15 protein-coding genes are annotated in these 19,948 nt (G+C 33.2%); 4 read left to right on the top strand and 11 right to left on the bottom strand.

What is annotated here, in order from left to right; all coding sequences use genetic code 11:
- Nucleotides 1-16: 16 nt before the first annotated feature.
- Nucleotides 17-406 (bottom strand): DUF1573 domain-containing protein, encoded by a 390-nt coding sequence (locus tag AB3G36_RS16585; protein ID WP_367754631.1) that lies wholly within the window; start codon nucleotides 404-406, stop codon nucleotides 17-19.
- A 227-nt stretch (nucleotides 407-633) separates the two neighbouring features.
- On the opposite strand from AB3G36_RS16585, the gene AB3G36_RS16580 reads away from it, so the two are divergent.
- Both AB3G36_RS16580 and AB3G36_RS16575 read left to right on the top strand, forming a co-directional pair.
- Nucleotides 634-3,267 carry a valine--tRNA ligase gene (locus AB3G36_RS16580; protein ID WP_367754629.1) on the top strand — a complete coding sequence of 878 codons (2,634 nt, stop codon included), beginning with the start codon at nucleotides 634-636 and terminating at the stop codon, nucleotides 3,265-3,267.
- A gap of 243 nt (nucleotides 3,268-3,510) precedes the next feature.
- Complete coding sequence (locus tag AB3G36_RS16575) at nucleotides 3,511-3,885, top strand: hypothetical protein (RefSeq protein WP_367754627.1); 375 nt, start codon at nucleotides 3,511-3,513, stop codon at nucleotides 3,883-3,885.
- Nucleotides 3,886-3,945: 60 nt separating this feature from the next.
- On the opposite strand, the gene AB3G36_RS16570 is transcribed toward AB3G36_RS16575, so the two are convergent.
- The 5 genes from AB3G36_RS16570 to AB3G36_RS16550 form a co-directional block, all read right to left on the bottom strand.
- Complete coding sequence (locus AB3G36_RS16570) at nucleotides 3,946-5,268, bottom strand: APC family permease (RefSeq protein ID WP_367754625.1); 1,323 nt, start codon at nucleotides 5,266-5,268, stop codon at nucleotides 3,946-3,948.
- A 213-nt stretch (nucleotides 5,269-5,481) separates the two neighbouring features.
- Nucleotides 5,482-6,030, bottom strand: a complete 549-nt coding sequence (locus tag AB3G36_RS16565) for a PepSY-associated TM helix domain-containing protein (protein ID WP_367754623.1) — start codon at nucleotides 6,028-6,030, stop codon at nucleotides 5,482-5,484.
- 44 nt (nucleotides 6,031-6,074) lie between these two features.
- Nucleotides 6,075-8,477, bottom strand: a complete 2,403-nt coding sequence (locus AB3G36_RS16560; RefSeq protein WP_367754621.1) for a TonB-dependent siderophore receptor — start codon at nucleotides 8,475-8,477, stop codon at nucleotides 6,075-6,077.
- A gap of 160 nt (nucleotides 8,478-8,637) precedes the next feature.
- The gene (locus AB3G36_RS16555; RefSeq protein ID WP_367754619.1) at nucleotides 8,638-9,774 is read right to left on the bottom strand and encodes a PepSY-associated TM helix domain-containing protein; all 1,137 of its coding nucleotides are present in this window, start codon (nucleotides 9,772-9,774) and stop codon (nucleotides 8,638-8,640) included.
- A 71-nt stretch (nucleotides 9,775-9,845) separates the two neighbouring features.
- Complete coding sequence (locus AB3G36_RS16550; RefSeq protein WP_367754617.1) at nucleotides 9,846-12,221, bottom strand: TonB-dependent siderophore receptor; 2,376 nt, start codon at nucleotides 12,219-12,221, stop codon at nucleotides 9,846-9,848.
- A 412-nt stretch (nucleotides 12,222-12,633) separates the two neighbouring features.
- On the opposite strand from AB3G36_RS16550, the gene AB3G36_RS16545 reads away from it, so the two are divergent.
- Nucleotides 12,634-13,797, top strand: a complete 1,164-nt coding sequence (locus AB3G36_RS16545) for an MFS transporter (RefSeq protein ID WP_367754615.1) — start codon at nucleotides 12,634-12,636, stop codon at nucleotides 13,795-13,797.
- Nucleotides 13,798-13,820: 23 nt separating this feature from the next.
- Here the strand turns inward: AB3G36_RS16545 and AB3G36_RS16540 are convergent, their stop codons facing one another.
- The 3 genes from AB3G36_RS16540 to AB3G36_RS16530 form a co-directional block, all read right to left on the bottom strand.
- The gene (locus tag AB3G36_RS16540; RefSeq protein ID WP_367754613.1) at nucleotides 13,821-14,309 is read right to left on the bottom strand and encodes a DUF6265 family protein; all 489 of its coding nucleotides are present in this window, start codon (nucleotides 14,307-14,309) and stop codon (nucleotides 13,821-13,823) included.
- 172 nt (nucleotides 14,310-14,481) lie between these two features.
- Nucleotides 14,482-16,788, bottom strand: a complete 2,307-nt coding sequence (locus AB3G36_RS16535) for a DNA topoisomerase 3 (protein ID WP_367754611.1) — start codon at nucleotides 16,786-16,788, stop codon at nucleotides 14,482-14,484.
- Between the two features lie 282 nt (nucleotides 16,789-17,070).
- Nucleotides 17,071-17,721, bottom strand: a complete 651-nt coding sequence (locus AB3G36_RS16530) for a DUF1801 domain-containing protein (protein ID WP_367754609.1) — start codon at nucleotides 17,719-17,721, stop codon at nucleotides 17,071-17,073.
- 246 nt (nucleotides 17,722-17,967) lie between these two features.
- Between AB3G36_RS16530 and AB3G36_RS16525 the strand changes: the two genes are divergently transcribed.
- On the top strand, nucleotides 17,968-18,450 hold the full coding sequence (locus AB3G36_RS16525) for a hypothetical protein (RefSeq protein WP_367754607.1): 483 nt from the start codon (nucleotides 17,968-17,970) through the stop codon (nucleotides 18,448-18,450).
- Between the two features lie 293 nt (nucleotides 18,451-18,743).
- Here AB3G36_RS16525 and AB3G36_RS16520 read toward each other — a convergent pair whose 3' ends face one another.
- The gene (locus AB3G36_RS16520; protein ID WP_367754605.1) at nucleotides 18,744-19,100 is read right to left on the bottom strand and encodes a DUF805 domain-containing protein; all 357 of its coding nucleotides are present in this window, start codon (nucleotides 19,098-19,100) and stop codon (nucleotides 18,744-18,746) included.
- 87 nt (nucleotides 19,101-19,187) lie between these two features.
- On the bottom strand, nucleotides 19,188-19,859 hold the full coding sequence (locus AB3G36_RS16515; RefSeq protein WP_367754603.1) for a hypothetical protein: 672 nt from the start codon (nucleotides 19,857-19,859) through the stop codon (nucleotides 19,188-19,190).
- Nucleotides 19,860-19,948 lie beyond the last annotated feature (89 nt).

Below are 19,948 nucleotides of genomic sequence, written 5' to 3'. Positions count from 1 at the left end.
TGTATTGTTTTAGTTCTTAGTTAGCTATAACCTCACCTTTTATTTTTAAAGGGATTCTACCTTCATCATAATTAACAGCATTAGACTCTACAGTAATTGTTTTTCTAATAGGGCCTGGTACCATGTTGTATTTTACTTCTATTTTGGATGATTTACCTGGTAATATGGTGTCCGTTTGTTTCGATAAAATAGTACAACTCGATGTCGATTGCACAGAGGATATAATAAGAGGAGCATTTCCAGTATTTGTAAATACAAATGCTCTTATGCCATTATCTTTTCCTTTTGTAATTGTCCCGTAGTCAATAGTATTATTTTCGTCTTTAAAGTCAATTTTAGCTCCGTTTTGTGCAAATCCAATACTACTGAATAATACGACCACTATTAATGTTGCTATTTTTTTCATTTTAAATTTTATTTAATAAAAGTAAATATACTTTGTTTTAATTAGAGCACAAATTTTTATTTCCCTTTTTATAGTGTACTTTATTATTTACTTTTGTTCCCAATATGAATTGCAATAATTAGACCAAACTATTTTTATGACTTGGTCAGTCGGTTATTCGACTAGTAATCATTGTATTAATAGAATAATTAGATCACTAAATAACGATTAAACGAATTCACTATAAAATGACAATTCCTGCACAATTTGACGCTAAAACTATTGAGAACAAATGGTATGAATACTGGATGGAAAATAATTATTTCCATTCGCAGCCAGACCATAGAACACCTTATACTATTGTAATTCCTCCTCCAAATGTCACTGGAGTCTTGCATATGGGGCATATGTTGAACAATACTATTCAAGATGTTTTGATTCGTAGAGCACGTTTAAAAGGATTCAACGCTTGTTGGGTTCCAGGAACGGATCACGCCTCAATTGCTACAGAAGCTAAAGTGGTGGCTAAATTAAAAGCAGAAGGAATCAATAAAAATGATTTGACTCGTGAAGAGTTTTTGGCACATGCTTGGGATTGGACAGATAAATATGGTGGCGTAATTTTGGATCAATTAAAAAAGCTTGGTGCTTCTTGCGATTGGGAAAGAACAAAATTTACTATGGATCCAGATATGTCAGCATCTGTAATTCGTTCTTTTGTTGATTTGTATAACAAAGGATTGATTTACCGTGGATACCGAATGGTAAACTGGGATCCAGAAGCTAAAACGACTTTGTCGGATGAAGAAGTAATATTTGAAGAGCAACAAGGGAAACTATATTACATTCAATATAAAATTGACGGAAGTGAAGACTTCTTGACCATTGCAACGACTCGTCCTGAAACTATTTTTGGGGATAGTGCAATTTGTATTAACCCGAATGACGAACGTTTTGCTCATTTAAAAGGAAAAAGCGCCATTGTTCCTATTTGTGGTCGTATTATTCCTATAATAGAAGATGAATACGTAGATATCGAATTTGGAACAGGATGTTTGAAAGTAACTCCTGCCCATGATATGAATGATAAAACCTTAGGGGAAAAACACAACCTTGAAATTATTGATATTTTCAATGAAGATGCAACAATGAATAGTTTTGGTTTACATTACCAAGGGAAAGATCGTTTTGTGGTTCGTGAAGAAATAGCAAAAGAACTGGAAACATTAGGTGCTTTAGCAAAAACAGAAACCCACTTGAACAAAGTAGGAACTTCTGAAAGAACGAAAGCTGTTATTGAACCGCGTTTATCGGATCAATGGTTCTTGAAAATGGAAGATTTAGTAAAGCCAGCAATCCAATCAGTTTTGGTAGATGGAGATATTAAATTGCATCCAAAACGTTTTGAAAACACCTATGCACACTGGTTGAATAACATACGTGACTGGAATATTTCTCGTCAATTGTGGTGGGGACAACAAATTCCTGCTTATTTCTACGGAGACGGAAAAGAAGATTTTGTTGTGGCTGAATCGATCGAAGATGCTCTAGTGCTTGCGAGAGAGAAAACTTCAAACTCAAAACTTGAAACAAAAGATTTAAGACAAGATGTTGATGCATTAGACACTTGGTTTTCTTCTTGGCTATGGCCAATGTCAGTTTTTGGTGGTATAATGGATCCAGAAAGTGAAGATTTTAAATACTATTACCCAACGAATGATTTAGTAACGGGTCCAGATATTTTATTTTTCTGGGTAGCGAGAATGATTATTGCAGGTTATGAATATACAGGAAAAAAACCATTTACAAATGTCTATTTGACAGGTTTAGTTCGTGACAAACAAAGACGTAAAATGTCTAAATCATTAGGGAATTCACCAGATCCTTTGGATTTAATTGAAAAATTTGGAGCTGATGGGGTTCGTGTAGGATTGCTTTTAAGTGCTTCTGCAGGAAACGACATTATGTTTGACGAAGAGTTATGCAACCAAGGAAAGGGGTTTACTAATAAAATTTGGAATGCCTTTAAATTGATTAAAGGATGGGAAGTATCTGAAAGTATTTCACAACCAGAATCCTCTAAAGTGGCGATAGAATGGTATGAAGCGAAGTTGCAACAAACACTTTTAGAAATCGAAGATAATTTTGAGAAATACAGAATTTCAGAAGCTTTAATGGGAACCTACAAATTAGTTTGGGATGATTTCTGTTCTTGGTTTTTAGAAATGATTAAACCAGCATACCAACAGCCAATTGATAGTGTAACTTTTGCGAAAGCGATAGAAATGCTAGAAAATAACTTAAAAGTATTACATCCATTTATGCCTTTCTTGACAGAGGAAATTTGGCAAATACTAGCTCCAAGAAAAAAAGAGGAAGCATTAATCGTATCGACTTGGCCAGAAATGAAGCCATATAATGCAACTTTAATTACTGATTTTGAAAACACAATGGAAGTGATTTCTGGAATTCGTACCATCCGTAAGGATAAGAATATTCCTTTTAAGGATGCGATTGAATTAAAAGCAATTAATAACGATAAAGTGTCTACTTATTTTGATTCGGTTATTACTAAATTAGGGAACATCACTTCGTTAGAATATGTTACTGAAAAAGTGGATGGCGCTTTATCGTACCGTGTAAATTCTAATGAATATTTTATTCCAATTACGGGAAACATAAACATAGAAGAAGAAATTGCAAAATTGACAGCTGAATTAATTTATACTCAAGGATTCTTAAAATCAGTTCAAAATAAATTAGCGAACGAAAAATTTGTTGCAGGAGCACCAGAAAAAGTTTTGGCAAATGAGAAGCAAAAAGAGGCTGATGCTTTGGCTAAAATTGAAACTATTGAAAACAGTTTGGCAGGACTGAAATAAAGGGAAGCAGATAACTCAATTTATAACCCATCTCATTTAAAATGAGATGGGTTATTTAGATTTAATGCAAAACGAACACATTTAATAAGTGTAATCAAATAGATGGTAGCCCTATTTTATCGACGAACATCATGGCCATTGTATTTTAAAGAGTTTTTTTTCCTTTAAACGATTTATGTGTATTTACGGACAAATTGTTAATATTTTTGTACAGTAATTATTAAATACCACATTTACTACCACATGAAAAAAATATTTAGTTCCACTTATAGAAAAGATTATTTTAAAGGATATTCAATAGGTTTAGACCCTTTGTTGCCATTTAGTGGTACAAAAAAGGCAGGTTTTATTGCTGGATTTAAATCAGGACGTTTAGACTATGAACAAATGAATGGATGTATTAGTAACGGAATTCCAAATCGCATTGTTACCGAAAAAGTTTTAGAAGATTTTCTTATTGCAGGCATGTTCGGCTTACCTATAGATGCAGAGGAATACACGGCGTATCAAATTAATGTAATATCAAAATGGTATCAAAGTGGTATTGAAAAATATGACCCTAATGAACATACTAACCTTTTAGAATTACTAGAGGAGAACGGTATCGTTATCAATTAAATTTACACTTTATTATTGGTAGGTCTAAAACTGGGATTTTCAGTTGCTGGACTCTAGTAATTACACTTTTTTATTTCTATTATTAATAAGTAAGTAGGTTGGGTAGGATAGTACTGCAATAATTATAATAATTACAAAGTTTTTAGTGTCGCTGTAGGCAAAGCCTATTAATAAAGTTAAAGTGGCTATAATCATCAATATAGAGGTCCATGGATATCCCCAAGATAAATAAGGTCTTAGTAAATTGGGTTCTTTGGTTCTTAATTTCATTAGTGAGCAATAGGCCAATCCCCAAACAATGACAGACATGAAGGTTCCAAATGAAAACAATATTTCAAATGAACCTATACTAATCAAGAATAGACTAAATAATGAAGAGATTAAAAGCGCCACAATTGGGGTGCCACCCTTATTTATTCTAGTTCCTTTTTGTGTAAAAAAGCCATCGCGACTCAATCCAAATAGTATGCGAGCAGGTATCATCATATAGGCATTCAGAATGCTAATTAAAGAAAAAATGGCAATGACAGTGACCATTATTGAACCATTGTGTCCAAACACAACTTTAGCAACATCTGAAGCTACTAATGGAGAATTAGCCAATGCTGAAACGGGCAATACTTGAAAGAATGCCATATTTATCAATATATATATTACTATAACTATTATAGCTCCAGTATATAAAGATTTGGGGATGTTTTTACTTGGGTTTTTATCTTCTTCAGCAAAAAAGCAAACAGCGTACCAGCCATCATAAGTACCAATAATTAATTGTAGTGATTTAAAGAAACCGAAAACAATTCCCATTTCAAAGAAAGGAGTATCTTTTTCAATAGGATTAAATTTAAATCCCGAATAGATAAAACAAGCAACAATTAAAGCAACAAAAAACAGGACTTTTATTATACTTGTCAGTTTCTGTACGAAACTGCCATTTTTTACTCCGCTGACGTGTAATAAGGTAAAGGCGACTAGAAAACCGATGGCTATTACTGTTGTTTGACTTTCAAGACTCGGAAATAAAATAACTAGATATTCACTAATTACAATACAATAAAAAGCGGGAGGGACCACATTAGTAATGTAGTCAAACCAGCCAGATAAAAAACCGGCATAATCACCAAAAGCTCTTTTTATGTAATTGTATGATCCACCAGCTTTGGGAAGCATAGTAGCTAATTCTGCATAGGAATTTGCGCCAACTAAGATATAAAGTCCGCCTAAAAACCAACAGCTAATGATAAGCCAATAATTGTCCAACATGCCCGCGATGGCACCTGGTGTTCGCAGTATTCCTACTCCGATGGTACCTCCAATTAATATTGCAATTCCAAAACCCAAGCCTAAACTTTTTTTCAATTGGTTTTTTTTTGATTTTGTCATAGCAATTTAGTTTTTAATAGTTGTAGCAGTAGAAGTGTAACTAGTCTTAGCCTAAAAGAGATTATGATACTTATTATCAATTCACTTTTACGATGTTAAGTTTGTAAGAAAAAGTATTATTTGAATCAAATATACTAAAAATTTGTATTCTTCTTAAAAGCATAAACCCCGTCTATTGCTAAACGGAGTTTACTTATTTTTTTTTCAAAAAAGCTAACTAAATAAAAACAAAAATAATAAAGGAAATACAACACCAGCTACTGCTAGTTTCCAACCTCTATTTTTCCAACTGAATTTACCTGCTTTTATCATTATAGTTCCAGTTAAGGCAATAATAATTAGGCTTATCGCAAAAATATCGGAATAATAAATCCAAAAATTGGACGTATTCTTGTGCAATGTCATTGATTGACTTATTATGGGGGTTTTAAAGAAAGAAACAATTTCCCCTTTTCCTGTTTTCATGTCTATTTCGACATCATGACTTTCAAATGAAATTTTATAAGTTCCTTTTCGAACCATTTGACGTCTCATTTTGTCTTCAATTCCTAATTTTTTACCTAAGTCCTTAGCGAAATCTTCGTTTAACCCACTTTCTTCTGGAAGTGGAACTTCAATTGCTTTTGTTTGGGTAGTATATTTTTCAGGATGCCAAGATTCTCTGTGATTCATCATAAGTCCTGATAAGGCAAAGGAAACAATTAACCCGATGTAGAAATAACCTAAGTCGCGGTGTAAATTTCTGAAATTGATTTTTTTCATAGTTCTAGTTCTTTTTAAAAGTAAAAAGAGATAAAAGGGATTGTTTAAAATTTATATTTTAATGAAGTCATTACTTGACGAGGTCCAATGGGATTTACACTATAATTTTCATGTACTGTATAAGCCAATACATTAGCAACATTTGATAATTTACAAAGGATTGAAAATTTACCCCATTCGTAACCTGCAGATACATCTACTGTTGTGTAATCACCTAGAGGAATTTGTCTGTCTCTTATAGTTTGTTCTTGTGTATTGGCATCAATAAGAATTTGGTTGTTCCATCCACCCACACGTTTTCCTATATAATTTCCAATTGCTCCTATAGAAACTCCTTTTAACAATCCTGATTGTAACGTATAGAAGAAGCTTAAGTTGGCAGTATTAGCTGGTGTTCTTGCTAAACGATCCCCTTCAATAAAACTTCCGTTAAGGCCTGATGTTTTAGTGTAACGCATATCATTGTAGCTGTAACCTGCATTGATATTTAATCCATCAGTTGGTCTTGCAGTAATATCAATTTCGATTCCTTTACTAGTTGTTTCACCGCTTAATACTTTTATTGAAGTATCTGTATTAAAAGTACCATCGGCTTTAAATTCAGCTGTTTGCGCTAAATTACTGTTAGTAATTTGATAGACAGTAACATTAGCACTCAATAAACCTTTCCAGAAATCTTTTTTAATTCCTGCTTCATATTGATCAATCAAAGAGGGCTTTATTACTTTTCCATCAACCGTGGTTCCTGAATTTGGGGTGAATGAATTCGAATAACTCGCAAATAAAGACATGTCTTTGGTTGGTTGAAATACTAAACCTAATTTTGGAGTAAAGGCTTGGTCATTACGTATTTGGTCCTTTGAGATAGTTATGGGTGTAGCAGTATAATCATGAGTAGTTGCTTGTGATTCTTGCCATGACCAACGCAGTCCTGCTAATACTTTGAATTTATCAGTAAGTGAAATTAAATCTTGTGCATAGACTCCAAAACTATTTGTGTTTGTTTTTACGATTCTTGTAATATCTGCATCAGGAATAGCACCACCTTGATCAAAATTATCGAAATCAAAAATATTTCCAGATCCGTAAGTAGAGGGGGAGAAGCTAAATCGATACGCTTGTGCAAATGTGTTTTCAAAATCAACTCCTGTAAACAATTGGTGTTTTATACTTCCGGTATTAAAACAACCTTGTAGATTAATTTGTTGACCAATATTTTGTTCTAGGTTTTTATTTTGTCCAAGAGGTCTGCTCCAATCTCCATTATCTTCAGGTTGAATGCGTTCTGTTCCTTTTGAAGTCCTGTTGTAATCTTGAAAAGAAGTATTGAAATTCAATTTCCAATCTTTATTGAACTCATGTTTTACTAATCCAGAGACACTAGATTGTCTTGTTTGTCCATTAGACCATGTTGCGCCTAAATATGTATTACGTGGTACATCGGCAATTTCTTTTCCAATGATTCCTGTACCAAAATCAGGTGTCCAATTATCATGTAGGTAATCTCCTTGTAATACAATTTCGGTTTTGTCGCTTACTTTAAAAAGGAATGATGGATTAATGTAGTAACGTTCTTTTTTTACGACATCTCTAAAACTTTCAGAGTTTTCATAAGATCCCGTAAATCGGTATGCAATATAGCTGTTTAAAGGACCGTAAATATCAATAGAGGGTTTATAGAAAGCAAAACTACCTGCTTGCATGCTTATTTCTCCTCCTTTTTCGAATGAAGGTTTTTTAGTCACCATGTTCATAATTCCTCCTGGAGCTACATTTCCAAATAAAAGAGCGGCACTTCCTTTTAAAATTTCTACTTTTTCTAAAGATGATACTTCGGGAACAGATCCGCCACTAAAACGGAACCCATTTTTAAACATATTGTTTGCCGTCATATCATATCCTCTAGACCAGATGGATTCTTGAGCACCACCACGAGCAGACCCAACATAGGCACCATTTACATTTTTTATAACATCACTTAATCGGATGGCTTGTTGTTGTGTGATGATTTCATTACCAATTATCTGAATACTTTGAGGGATATCTAATGGTTTTAACGATAGTCCAGAAAGTACATTTTCTTTTTTCTTATTTGTACTTCCTTTAAATACAATTACAATTTCTTGTAAGGATTCAATGTTTTCATTTAATTTGAACTCTACGTAGGTCACTGTATTTGGGGATACTTTAATTTCTTTGGATTGTTTTTTTAATCCTTCTCCCTCAATTGTTAAGGTATGAATACCTACGGGGAAATTATCAAATCTAAAGGTTCCATCATTATTTGTTTCACTTGTATAAGCTCCTTTTGCTAATTTAATTACAATTTCTTTCAAAGGATATCCATCAGCAGAAACTATTTTTCCTTGTATAATTCCTTTTTCTTGTGCGTTTACAAAAAGAGTTGCAAATAATAATAATGCTATGATTCTAAGTTGAGCTTTCATTTTATTTAGATTTATTAAAAATAACGGTGCAAATATATAATCTGATTTTGAATTGACAAAGCTTATTTAGATTAAATATCAATAATTATTTTAATTTTTTTTTAAGAATTTGTTTGTTAGCTATTTACATTCCTTTTTTACTAGAAAAATAGGGCGTTTTTTAATTTTTAACTTTCTGTTTTTTATTTTTCCCCCACCAAATTAAAGTTCCTGTAACGGGTAAACTGGCTATTAATAAGCTAATTAGAAAAGCAAATACTTTTCCGGCTAGGCCAAAGATGCCACCAGTATGAATGTCATAATTCATTTTCATTAGGGTATCTGCAAGTTTAGCATCCTTTTTTCTTCCCCAAATGTGGTTGACCTTAATTTCTTTTAAGGAGTATTGATCAAAATAGCGGTAGTCTATTTTACTGTAGGTTTCTTTATCACTATTTATATTTACTGCTATAGAGGAATTATCATTTTCTGGAGGATGTAATTCTATAGATTCGGCTTTGGGATGTTCTATTTTCATTTTTCCCCAGATAATATCTAGAGGTGAAGCTGGAGCATTTTTTGGTCCTTTTTCTATTTTAGAAATTGGCTCGACATAAACTAAGGATTTTTCGCCCCCTAAAACTTTATAATAAGAAAAAGCAAACCATTGAAATCCCCATATTAATCCTGTTACCGCAAAAATGAAGGCAATCAGTAAAACATAAAATCCAGTAATATTATGTAAATCATAGTTTTTTCTTTTCCATTTCATCCCTTTTTTCCACTTGAAAGAGAAACGCTGTTTGGCTGCATTTTTGTTTTTAGGGTACCATAATATAAAACCTGAAATGATGAGAATTAGGAATAGTAAAGTAGCTGAGGCAACTACAACTTGCCCAATTTGATCTGGTAGCCATAAGTAGTAGTGTCCGTCTAAAATGAAATGAAAAAAACCAGTTTCATTATCGACTGTTTTCAATACTTTTCCAGAATAGGGGTTTAAGTACGTGGTGTAATAATAAGTAGGCTCATAATGAAAAAAAATGGCTTCTGCAGCATCTGTTTTTCTATTGTATTTTAAAGCGTGAATCGTTTTGGTAGGTAGTTGCTTCTGGGCAATTTTGAGCAATTGAGATGGAGGCAAAAAAGGAGATTGTTGTTCTGGGACAAAACGATATTCCTCAGTCAGGTTTTGAATTTCTTCTTGAAAAGCATACAAACAACCTGTAATAGCAATGATAAATACAATTATGCCCGAAGATAAACCCAACCATAAGTGTATTTTCCCTATTCCTTTTTTTAAATTATTATTTTTCATTAGATAAGAATAAAACTCCTCACCTAAATGAGGAGCTTAATTAAACAAAACTGAAACAAAACGAACTAACTTTAAAATTTATATCCAACTGATAAGCGAAAATTAGTACCCGCTTCCGCTTGCCAGTAATACATATCACTATAGCTGTAATAGCCTCCAGAATACAAATATTTATTTAAGATATTATTGACAACTAGATTGATAGATACTTTGTTTTTTTGGTAAGAAACTCCTCCATCTAATCGAAAATAATCAGGTAAACTAGCAGTGTTATCTGGTGAGATATACCATGGAGCTCTTTTTACCTGGTATTGATAACCTAGTGAAAAACCAACTCCATTCAAAGTACCTCTGTCTACTTTGTAATTCAACCAAGTATTTTGAATGTGTCTGGTAGTTCCTGCTATTTGGTTTCCTATTATAGATTCATCAGTATCTTTAGTAGTTTTTCCTTCAGTAAAGGCATAGTTAACTATAAGGTCTAAGTTTTTTACGATTTCACCTCTAATGTCAACTTCAAATCCTTTTACTTTTTGTTGTCCACTTTCTCTGCTATATTGCATACCTCCTGAAGCGTGTTCTGGGTCAGCTGTAAGTACATTATTTTTTGTGATTTGGTAAACTGAAACGACAGAATTCCATTTTCCGTTCAACCAGTCTCTTTTTAAGCCAAATTCAATATTTCCACCTGTTTCAGGATTAAAAGACTTTCCTTGCCAGTCTGTACCATAGTTTTCATTAAAAGATTGATCGTTTACAAAATAGGCTGATGTATTTTTATCAATTGAATAGCTTAATCCCACTCTTGGCGTAAATTTGTTGTTTTTAGCGTTGCCAGAATAAGCATTATATGCTTTAAGTACAGTATATCTTCCTGCTAATGTCAATCGCAGTTTGTTGTCTAAAAACCCCAATTCGTCTTGCACATAAAAAGCTTTGTAGTTATTTTGGTATTTAACAGCTCTTTCTTCTAGGCTTTTGCTTCTGTCAAAAGTAGGCGAGGCAGCTAGTGTTCCGTGTACAGGATTGTAAATGTCTAAATCAGGTAAAGCAACAGATTGTGCAAAGTCATGATAAAATGTTTTATCGCTCATATCGATGCCTGATAGTATTTTGTGTGAGATAGCTCCAGTTTGAACTTCACCATTTAAAAATGCTTGACCTACATATACTTTACCTAAAACATCCCAAATACCAGCACCACGTTTAAGAATTGCATCATTAGTAGTATCAAAACCAGTTGGCCACAATGACATCCCTTCTTGCTGGTAATTTAAGTAGGAGCTTTGTGCTGTAAATTTCCAGTTGTCATTGATTTTATGTTCTACAATAGCAAGAATATTTCTTTCTGTCATTTTTGTAGGATCTAAATTAGCTTCGGATGTAGAGAAGCTTCTTGGTAAATCAGCATATCCTCTGTGTGAAAACAGATAATTAGAACCTATCGCATTTACTTTAGAGAATTGTTGTGTGTATTCAAGTGTAATTGCTGTTTTATCAGTAGGGATGTATTTAAGAACAGGAGCAAATGTGTAGCGATCATTAAAATCAAAATCGCGGTAGCTTTTTTTCTTTTCTCCCATTACATTGACACGGTACAGTAACTTTCCATTTTGGGTTAATTTCCCATCTAAATCTAATGTTCCTCTGTACATATCAAAACTTCCTAAAGTCAAACTAGCTTCTCCTTTAGTTCTCCCGCTGGGTTTTTTAGTAACTACATTATAAAAACCACTTGGATTTCCGTTAGCCAACATGAAACCAGCAGGACCTTTGACAAATTCAATACGTTCTACCATACTCATGTCCTCAGTTAATGGTCCCCAAGTGGAACTCATATTCATACCGTTTCTAAAAGCGGCAATTTGACTTCCTCTCATCGTAATATTAGCATAGTTATCCCAGTGTTCTACTCTGGTCGCACCACTTACGTTACGGGTAACTCCTTCTAACATGTTAAAAATTTGTTGATCGTTGATTAGTTTTCCTGTGATCACCTGGATATTTTGCGGAATTTCAATAATAGGAGACTGTAAACGCAGAGAGGAGGAAATTCGGTTGGTTTTAAAAGCACTTTTATTACTTAGAATAACAACTTGGTTCAGTTCATTGTTTGATAAAGTAAGTGTAATGTCTACTGTAATAGTTTCATTATTTTTTAACGTTACTTCTTTTTGAACATCGTTATTACCAATAAGGCTGACTATCAAAGTATAATTTCCGGCCATTATATTTTTTAGCTCAAAAGCACCGTCGTTATCGGTAATAGTAGTTTTGTTTTTTTCTTTCAAAGTAATGGTTACTCCTTCAGCAGCTTTATTACCGCTGGTATAAACAGTTCCTTTTATTGCTGTTTTTTGCTGTTGACCAAAAGCTGTATTTAATGAAATTAGTGACAGACAAAGGAGCAATAAGAAAGTGGGTGTTTTTTTATTAAAATAGTGCATATTAAAAAATAATTAAAGTTATAGATTTATTGTTATTTAGAATCAATAAGAATAATGCAAATCTATATTTTAATTTTTATTTAACAATAGTTATTTAGATTAAATAAAAATAAAGTTTTTACACAATTGTTTTACAGCATTTTATGAATCGAAAATAATACTGTTTTTTATATGAAAGGTTGTTGTTTATAATGTATTATGTAAAATGGTCGTTTTTTTATGAATCTTCATCCAAGAATAATTGTCTGAACTGGATACATGAAATAGTAGTATTTAAACTGACTTTTTAAATTTTAGGAGAAAGTGGAAAAAGCATAGAAATTTAGTTTTGAAAATACTTAAATTTACAGCTTCGAATTAGTGCCTATCATTTTTTAAAAAGAGCAATAATTTTTGAAACCATTCAAAATAAATGATACAATCCTATTTTAAAAAAATACAGCATTCTCCTAAAGGATATCGAATTGCCAACACCGTATTTTTTTTCATCTCGGGATTTGGATATTCTTCTTGGGCATCTCGAATTCCTGCTATTAAAGCGCAATTGCATTTAAGTGAAGCGCAATTTGGAGCCGTTTTATTTGCATTTCCAGTAGGATTGATGTTAACTATGCCATTTACTGGAAGTTTATTGAATAGATATAGCAGTCGGTATTGTATGTTATTAGGTGCCATATTGTTTAATATCGTATTGGCCTTACCTGGTTTTGCTGCTTTTGTTTGGCAATTGGTTATAATCCTCTTGATTTTTGGCTCTTCTAGAAATATTTTGAATTTATCAATGAATGCACAGGCACTTGAAGTTCAAAAACTGTATCCAAAATCAATAATGACTACTTTTCATGCCGTCTGGAGTTTGGCAGGATTTGTAGGAGCAGGTTTAGGTTATGTAATGGTTACTCAAAAAATTGATCCTTCCTTTCATTTGTTGGGAGTAAGTGTTGCAATGATGGCAGTTACAGCATGGATTTATCCACAAACAATTCATACGGAACCGGTGAAGGAGAAGAAAAAATTCTTTTCGATGCCTGATAAAAATCTAATCAAGTTTGCTGTAATTTGTTTTGTTTCGATGGCCTGTGAAAATACGATGTACGACTGGAGTGGAATTTATTTTCAAAATATTTTACATGCATCACCAAAATGGACTACGGCAGCTTTTGTTTTTTTTATGACTGCGGTGACATTAGGGCGTCTCTTGGGAGATTATGCCGTATTTAAATATGGTATAAAACCAATTTTATTTTATAGCGGTATTTTTATTAGCTCTGGTTTTTTGATTTGTTTTCTTTTTCCTTTTATTTCGACAACCATAATTGGTTATTTTTTAATAGGAATTGGGGTGTCTTGTGTTGTCCCATTAGTGTTCAGTATCGCTGGAAAATCAAAAAGTTTGAGCAATGGTAGCGCACTAACGTCTATTTCAACTATTGGATATCTTGGTTTTTTGATTGTGCCACCAATGGTTGGATTCATTTCTCAAATTTCAAGTATGAAATGGGCCTTTTTAATAATGGCTCTTTTGGGAATCATTATGATTTTTATGGTCAATAAAATTGCAACCGAAGTAGCGTAATTGCGTTTTTTCTTAAATCGGTACTATTTAGATTTCGTCATCACATATTTTTCGGAGCTTGGTTTGCCTGATTGCATACCTGAAATCTCCGCTATTAAACTGTCTTTTGAAACGCTTTTGTAGCTTATTTTTTGAGGGTAATCGTGTTTTGGATTTTCAAAAACCAATTCTTTTTCGGTGGTTTTAGTTAGTTTAAAAGGAACCGGTTTGTCTTCATTTTGCCCTTGTACGTTGGCATTATAAGTTAATTCTTCTCCTTTTTGTTGCAATTGAATGGTTTCAAAGTGAATCGTGTCTTTTCCTTTTATGAAATACGATTGCCCTTCATATGTACTGTCATTTACTTTTTCCCAAGTCTCCGATAAATTTCCTTCGGCAGTTTTGTTTTCCCAAGTTCCCAGTAACCAATGGGCAGTTTTTATCTTGTCTTTTTCATTCTTATCAGATGAATCTGATTTCTTGCAGGATAGCAATGTTACGATCAGCAGTAGTAAAGTTATTTTTTTGAACATCTTGATTTCGAATTATTGTTTGTTGAACGGATACAAAATTAGGAAAAATATAAACAACTAGCTCAGATAAAAGCGGCATCTCCCGATTTTGAAAAACAAGGCTTTTTCAGCCGTAGTTTTTATGATCGGGAATATAGCGGATAGCTGGAAGAAGCTCCTAAAAAAAAGTATCTTAAATGCTTTCTTTCAAAATAGTATGAACCAATTCTTTGGTCGGTTTTTGATCTTTTAGTTTTGTTCGAACCACATCAAAAGGGACTTTGAAAGCACAGCCCAGTTTGTAATTGCTGCATCCATAAGCGGTATTTCCTTTGATAACGGTTCCTTTTTGGCATTTGGGACAAGCCAGCGTGTCAGCAGTTGTATTCTTTGCAGTAGCAGGAGCAGCCGTTTTTTTAGGTTCTAATTTTAAATTGAAGTTTTCATCAAATCGCAATAATCCTTCTACAGTTCCTGTATCCGTTTTAAAATCTTTCAAGTTAACAGTAGATCCTTTTTGTAGCAATCGCAGGTATTGATTCTCGGATATTTTTTTATCTGCAAAAGTAAAAGGCAATACAAAGGTGCATCCTGCCTTATAATTAGCACAACCATAGGCTGATTTCCCTGTTATAAGAGTGGCGGTTTTACATTTTGGACAGGCTTCCGCATTAATTCCTGCGGCTTTCTTTTTCTCTGCTTTGGCTTCTTGTTTTTGAACACTACCCGCATGCGAAATATTAGCATGCCTGGTTTCACTGCGCACTTCATAAACCAAGGCTTCGACCATGCGTTTCATATTATTGATAAACGCACCGGCTGTATACGTTCCTTTTTCAATGTCTTTCAATTGCTTTTCCCAAGATCCCGTCAGTTCCGCCGACTTCACCAATTCATTTTGAATCGTATCAATCAATTGAATTCCTGTTGGCGTTGGCAAAACTTGTTTTTTGTTTCTTACAATGTACTGGCGTTTGAACAAGGTTTCAATAATATTGGCTCGCGTTGACGGGCGTCCGATGCCGTTTTCTTTCATCAATTCCCGTAAATCTTCATCATCCACTTGTTTGCCTGCAGTTTCCATAGCACGCAATAACGTAGCTTCCGTAAACTGATTGGGTGGTTTGGTTTCCTTTTCTAAAAAGGAAGGTTGATGAGGTCCTTTCTCACCCACAGTAAAACTGGGTAATAAATCGGCTTCTTTTTCCTTGGCATTTGGGTCTTCAAAAACAACTCGAAATCCTTTTTTTAAGATTTCTTTTCCAGTAGTTTTGAACAGCACATCGGCCGCTTTCCCAATCACTGAGGTATTAGCTACCAAGCAATCATCATAAAATACAGCTATAAAACGCTTTGTAATAATATCATAAACTTGCTGCTGATTGTATTGCAAGTTCGATTGAATTCCCGTAGGAATAATAGCGTGGTGATCGGTTACTTTTTTATCGTTGAATACCTTAGTCGATTTTTTTATTTTCTTGCCTAAAAGCGGTTCCGTCAAAGTAGCATAATTAGTTAAATTTTGTAAAATACCGGCCACTTTTGGATAGACGTCATTTGGTAAAAAAGTGGTGTCTACTCTGGGATAGGTGACTACTTTTTGTTCATACAAAGTTTGCACAATTTTAAGCGTTTCATCAGCTGTAAAACCAAATTTTGTATTGCAATACACTTGTAATCCAGTTAAATCAAAAAGCTTTGGTGCAAACTCATTTCCGTTCTTTTTTTCTACAGAAACAATTTCGAATTCACTTTCTTTGACTTTATTGGCCAAAATTTCTCCGTCTTCCTTTTTTAAAAAACGACCTTCTTCATAGCTAAAAAGTGTTTCTCTATATAAGGTTTGCAATTCCCAATAGGGTTGTGGCTTAAAATTCTCAATTTCCTTGAAGCGGTCCACAACCATGGCTAGCGTAGGCGTTTGTACGCGTCCTATAGACAATACTTGCTTGTAACCGCCATGTTTTACGGTGTACAAACGGGTGGCATTCATGCCCAGTAACCAATCACCTATGGCTCGCGAAAAACCAGCGTAGTATAAATTATCGTAGTTGGCCGATGGTTTTAAATTCTCAAAACCTTCTTTAATAGCTTCGGTGGTTAGGGACGAAATCCACAAGCGTTGCACTTCTCCTTTATAGTTGGCTTCATTCATCACCCAGCGCTGAATGAGTTCTCCTTCTTGTCCCGCATCCCCGCAGTTGATGACTAAAGTGGCCTTGTCAAATAATCCTTTTATAATTTTAAATTGCTTTTGGATTCCTGAATTTTGAACTACTTTAGTCTCAAATTTTTCTGGAAGCATGGGCAAGTTGTTCAAATCCCAACTTTTCCAATAGGATTTGTAATCGTTAGGTTCTTTCAAGGTACATAAATGACCAAAAGTATAAGTTACCGCATAGCCATTGCCTTCATAATAGCCATCATGCTTGGTATTGGCTCCTAAAACGGATGCGATTTCACGTGCTACACTTGGTTTTTCGGCAATACAGACCTTCATTTTCTTCTACTGATTTTAATGGCGCAAATTAGGAATTTAGAAATTGGTATTAAAAAGAAATCGTCGGGAGTTATGAACGGGTAGTAAATTGCAAGGTTTTTTAGGAGCAGAATAAATAGGATTTATAAAAACGAGACCTCCTGCTGTCTGCTGTATTCCCAATAATAAAAACTACGGCTAAAAAAGCCTTGTTTTTCTAAATCGGGAGATGCCGCTTCCATCAGGGCTATTAATTTCGTTTTATTTTCACAATAACCAAAGATCTAGGATTGTACTATCAGATCATTTATCTTCTCCACAAATGGATTTGTGTGAACCGTCGCAACTGGGCATTTTTTTAGATAAGCCACAAACACAATCATTGATTCCTTTACCGTCAAGAATGCGGGGAATGTATTTTTCTATTCTGGTTTCCCTAGTTTTGGATTGTTTCGCAGCTTCAAAAAACAAGTTATATGCTCGTTGTCGTCCTGGAGTTAAGGATTCAAAAGCTGTTTTTAAAGCTAGGTTTTTATCTAAAATAGCTTTCAGTTCATCTACTAACTCTAATTCTTTATTACTTTTGAAAGCCACTTTTAAACCCGCTTTTTCGACTTCAATAGCTTCATAAATGTAGTTTTTTATAATGGGTTTCAATTGCTCAATCTCGTGCACATTTGTAAATTTTAAAAAACGAACGGCCTGACTGTTTTCTCCGGGTTGAATCAGTATTCCATTAGCATCTTGTAGCAAAGAACCTTTGAGAAAACTAATCGCGCAAAATGCTTTAAAACTAGCTATTAAAGCTATGTTGTTCCCTTGAAAACTATAACAAGGCGTGCGCCACTTGAATTCTTCGGTCAAGCCACAATCCAGTAACAATTTTCGTAATTGCTCCATTTCTGGCTGCCATTTTTTCGCATTATTGATAAAGTCATCAACTTTGGGATTCATTCATAGTCTGTTTTGAAATTGAGGGTTGGTTTTAGCTTTATAAAAGTATAAAAAAAACGTTTTGTAAATGCTACAAAGTACTTTAAATAAATATTTTTATTTGTTTCAAAGTAGCTAAATAAGGAATGTTTGGTTCGATTTGCGGATAGTCCTAATATTAAAAAGAAAACAGGCGTTAAATCAAGCTATTTATTCGTAAATTAGTAGTAAATATTCACCAATTTATAAACTAAACTGTTTACTATTATGAAAAATCTAGGCCTATTTTTATTGCTAATATCATGCATTGGACTCCAAAGTTGTAAAAAGGAGCAAAGTCTAAAAGATGCCAAAGCTACTCCGGTCCACGCTGAAATTCCTACTGATGTAGCTTGCTACAAAGCTATGTATGAAAGTGATACTATCGAAATGAAAATGATTACCTCAAAAGACAATAAAATAACTGGGGATATGACAATGAGCCTTTATGCCAATCCAAAAAAGGTTGGGAAAATTAAAGGAGAGTTCCATGGAGATACTTTATTAGTGGACTACTCTTTTTATCAAGGAGCTGATAAAGCTAAAATATTTACTAATCCAATGGCATTTCTAAAAAGGGGAGATAGCCTAATTTTAGGAAATGGAAAAATAGAATACTATTTTGGAAAGTCTTATTTTGTTAAAGGGCAACCTATTGATTATGATAATGTAAAATATAAATTAACAAGTGTCGATTGCGTCGATAAATAATCTGCAAGCGAGGAATGAACTATTGTCTTTTCTAACTTAGCTAATACACTAAAACCAACGATTGAAGAATACTAAAATGGTATTTCTTGAATCGTTGTTTTTTTTTTAATATTGTTGTGAGCACGGATTGTATTTTTGAGATGTCAGGTTTAATCTATGTGTACCACACGAAAGGATTCATGCGGTAGCTGGGCTAGATGTGACAGCAGCTACATTCTTAAACAAAACGTTTTGTCAAGTCGAGCGCAGTCGAGACTTTATATTGTTAATCATCAAGTTTTAATGAGAAACTTCTATTTTTCTTCTTTAAAGAAGTTTGGAGACGATTTTGATTTTGCAACTGATAAATAGATTTTAAACAATAGACTTACAACTGGAATGATATTTATAATAATTAGAGTTGTGTTTAAATTTAAATCTCTTAATCTTCTGGTAGCTACAGCTTGCATGGGTACAAATTGTAATAATAGGATTAAATCAACATAAAATAAATTTAGTATTTTTTCATTGTCTAAATTTATATCAGTATATAAATCGATCATAATAAATTGTAAAATACTGTAAATGAGAAAATAAATTCCAAATTCAATTCTTCCAGATTTTCCAGAGAAACAAAATAAGCAAAACAGTGCGTTTTTGAAATGGGTCATTGTTTTATAATTGATTTGGTTATGTAAAAAACAATAATCACTTTAAATAAAATTTGTCTAAACTTTTTAGTTCTGCCAAAACTTGATTTACCATTTTCCAAAAAAACTAGAAATATCAAAGTAATATGATATTTCTTCACCATTGCCATTTTTCAACGTTAATTTATCGTAAGGTTTCCCTTTGTGTTGTAAAAGTGCCTGACCTAGCACTTGGCAATTGATGCATTGGCTTCTTACATATTCATATTCTTCCTTTATGTTTTGTACTTTTAAGGCAGTTTCTAATGATAAACCATCTTTTTTTGTATCATTATTGGTTTTAGTTGAGATTTTTGTATCGACAAAAGTATAATTTTCTTCTGCAAAGTCTATGTCGGTTTTTATCATTTTAAATTTAACTTGTTCTTCATTTAAAATGGTATAATTATAAATGTCAGTTTCTTTAGAATCATCATGATATTCATAAAACTTTTTCCCTTTAATCCACCAATTTCCAGATTCTTCAAATTCATCTGTAATACTGTCTGAAATTGTTGTAAAATTGATAGTAAAAGTACCATCTGAATTACGTTTCATTTCCCATTCTTTTGTAAGATTGGCAATTTGTTTACCGTTTTCAGAACCTTTCCAAACACCTATTAAGCGACTGTCAATTTTCTTACCACTTGATAAAGTAATTGTGTTTTTTGATGTGGAACATGAACTAAATAGGATTACTAAAATTGAAAATAGAACAATTGGTTTGTTTTGTAGTTTCATTATTTTGGGTTTAGATATAATTAGTTTTTTCAAATGTATAATATTTCCCCTAAAATACTTATTAAATTATTCGATTCGATTCAGTTTCT

Origin of the sequence: Flavobacterium sp. WC2430 (assembly GCF_040822075.1) — a bacterium.
Taxonomy (GTDB): domain Bacteria; phylum Bacteroidota; class Bacteroidia; order Flavobacteriales; family Flavobacteriaceae; genus Flavobacterium.
Note: the sequence above shows the minus strand (reverse complement) of the source record. Positions and strands in the feature narration are given on the sequence as shown.

What these genes read in the sequence shown, in the direction of transcription:
- AB3G36_RS16520 (WP_367754605.1), bottom strand. Translation starts at nt 19,100, where the DNA reads ATGACCCATTTCAAAAACGCACTGTTTTGCTTATTTTGTTTCTCTGGA.
- AB3G36_RS16545 (WP_367754615.1), top strand. Translation starts at nt 12,634, where the DNA reads ATGATACAATCCTATTTTAAAAAAATACAGCATTCTCCTAAAGGATAT.
- AB3G36_RS16585 (WP_367754631.1), bottom strand. Translation starts at nt 406, where the DNA reads ATGAAAAAAATAGCAACATTAATAGTGGTCGTATTATTCAGTAGTATT.
- AB3G36_RS16535 (WP_367754611.1), bottom strand. Translation starts at nt 16,788, where the DNA reads ATGAAGGTCTGTATTGCCGAAAAACCAAGTGTAGCACGTGAAATCGCA.
- AB3G36_RS16555 (WP_367754619.1), bottom strand. Translation starts at nt 9,774, where the DNA reads ATGAAAAATAATAATTTAAAAAAAGGAATAGGGAAAATACACTTATGG.
- AB3G36_RS16565 (WP_367754623.1), bottom strand. Translation starts at nt 6,030, where the DNA reads ATGAAAAAAATCAATTTCAGAAATTTACACCGCGACTTAGGTTATTTC.
- AB3G36_RS16580 (WP_367754629.1), top strand. Translation starts at nt 634, where the DNA reads ATGACAATTCCTGCACAATTTGACGCTAAAACTATTGAGAACAAATGG.
- AB3G36_RS16550 (WP_367754617.1), bottom strand. Translation starts at nt 12,221, where the DNA reads ATGCACTATTTTAATAAAAAAACACCCACTTTCTTATTGCTCCTTTGT.
- AB3G36_RS16570 (WP_367754625.1), bottom strand. Translation starts at nt 5,268, where the DNA reads ATGACAAAATCAAAAAAAAACCAATTGAAAAAAAGTTTAGGCTTGGGT.
- AB3G36_RS16525 (WP_367754607.1), top strand. Translation starts at nt 17,968, where the DNA reads ATGAAAAATCTAGGCCTATTTTTATTGCTAATATCATGCATTGGACTC.
- AB3G36_RS16560 (WP_367754621.1), bottom strand. Translation starts at nt 8,477, where the DNA reads ATGAAAGCTCAACTTAGAATCATAGCATTATTATTATTTGCAACTCTT.
- AB3G36_RS16575 (WP_367754627.1), top strand. Translation starts at nt 3,511, where the DNA reads ATGAAAAAAATATTTAGTTCCACTTATAGAAAAGATTATTTTAAAGGA.
- AB3G36_RS16530 (WP_367754609.1), bottom strand. Translation starts at nt 17,721, where the DNA reads ATGAATCCCAAAGTTGATGACTTTATCAATAATGCGAAAAAATGGCAG.
- AB3G36_RS16540 (WP_367754613.1), bottom strand. Translation starts at nt 14,309, where the DNA reads ATGTTCAAAAAAATAACTTTACTACTGCTGATCGTAACATTGCTATCC.
- AB3G36_RS16515 (WP_367754603.1), bottom strand. Translation starts at nt 19,859, where the DNA reads ATGAAACTACAAAACAAACCAATTGTTCTATTTTCAATTTTAGTAATC.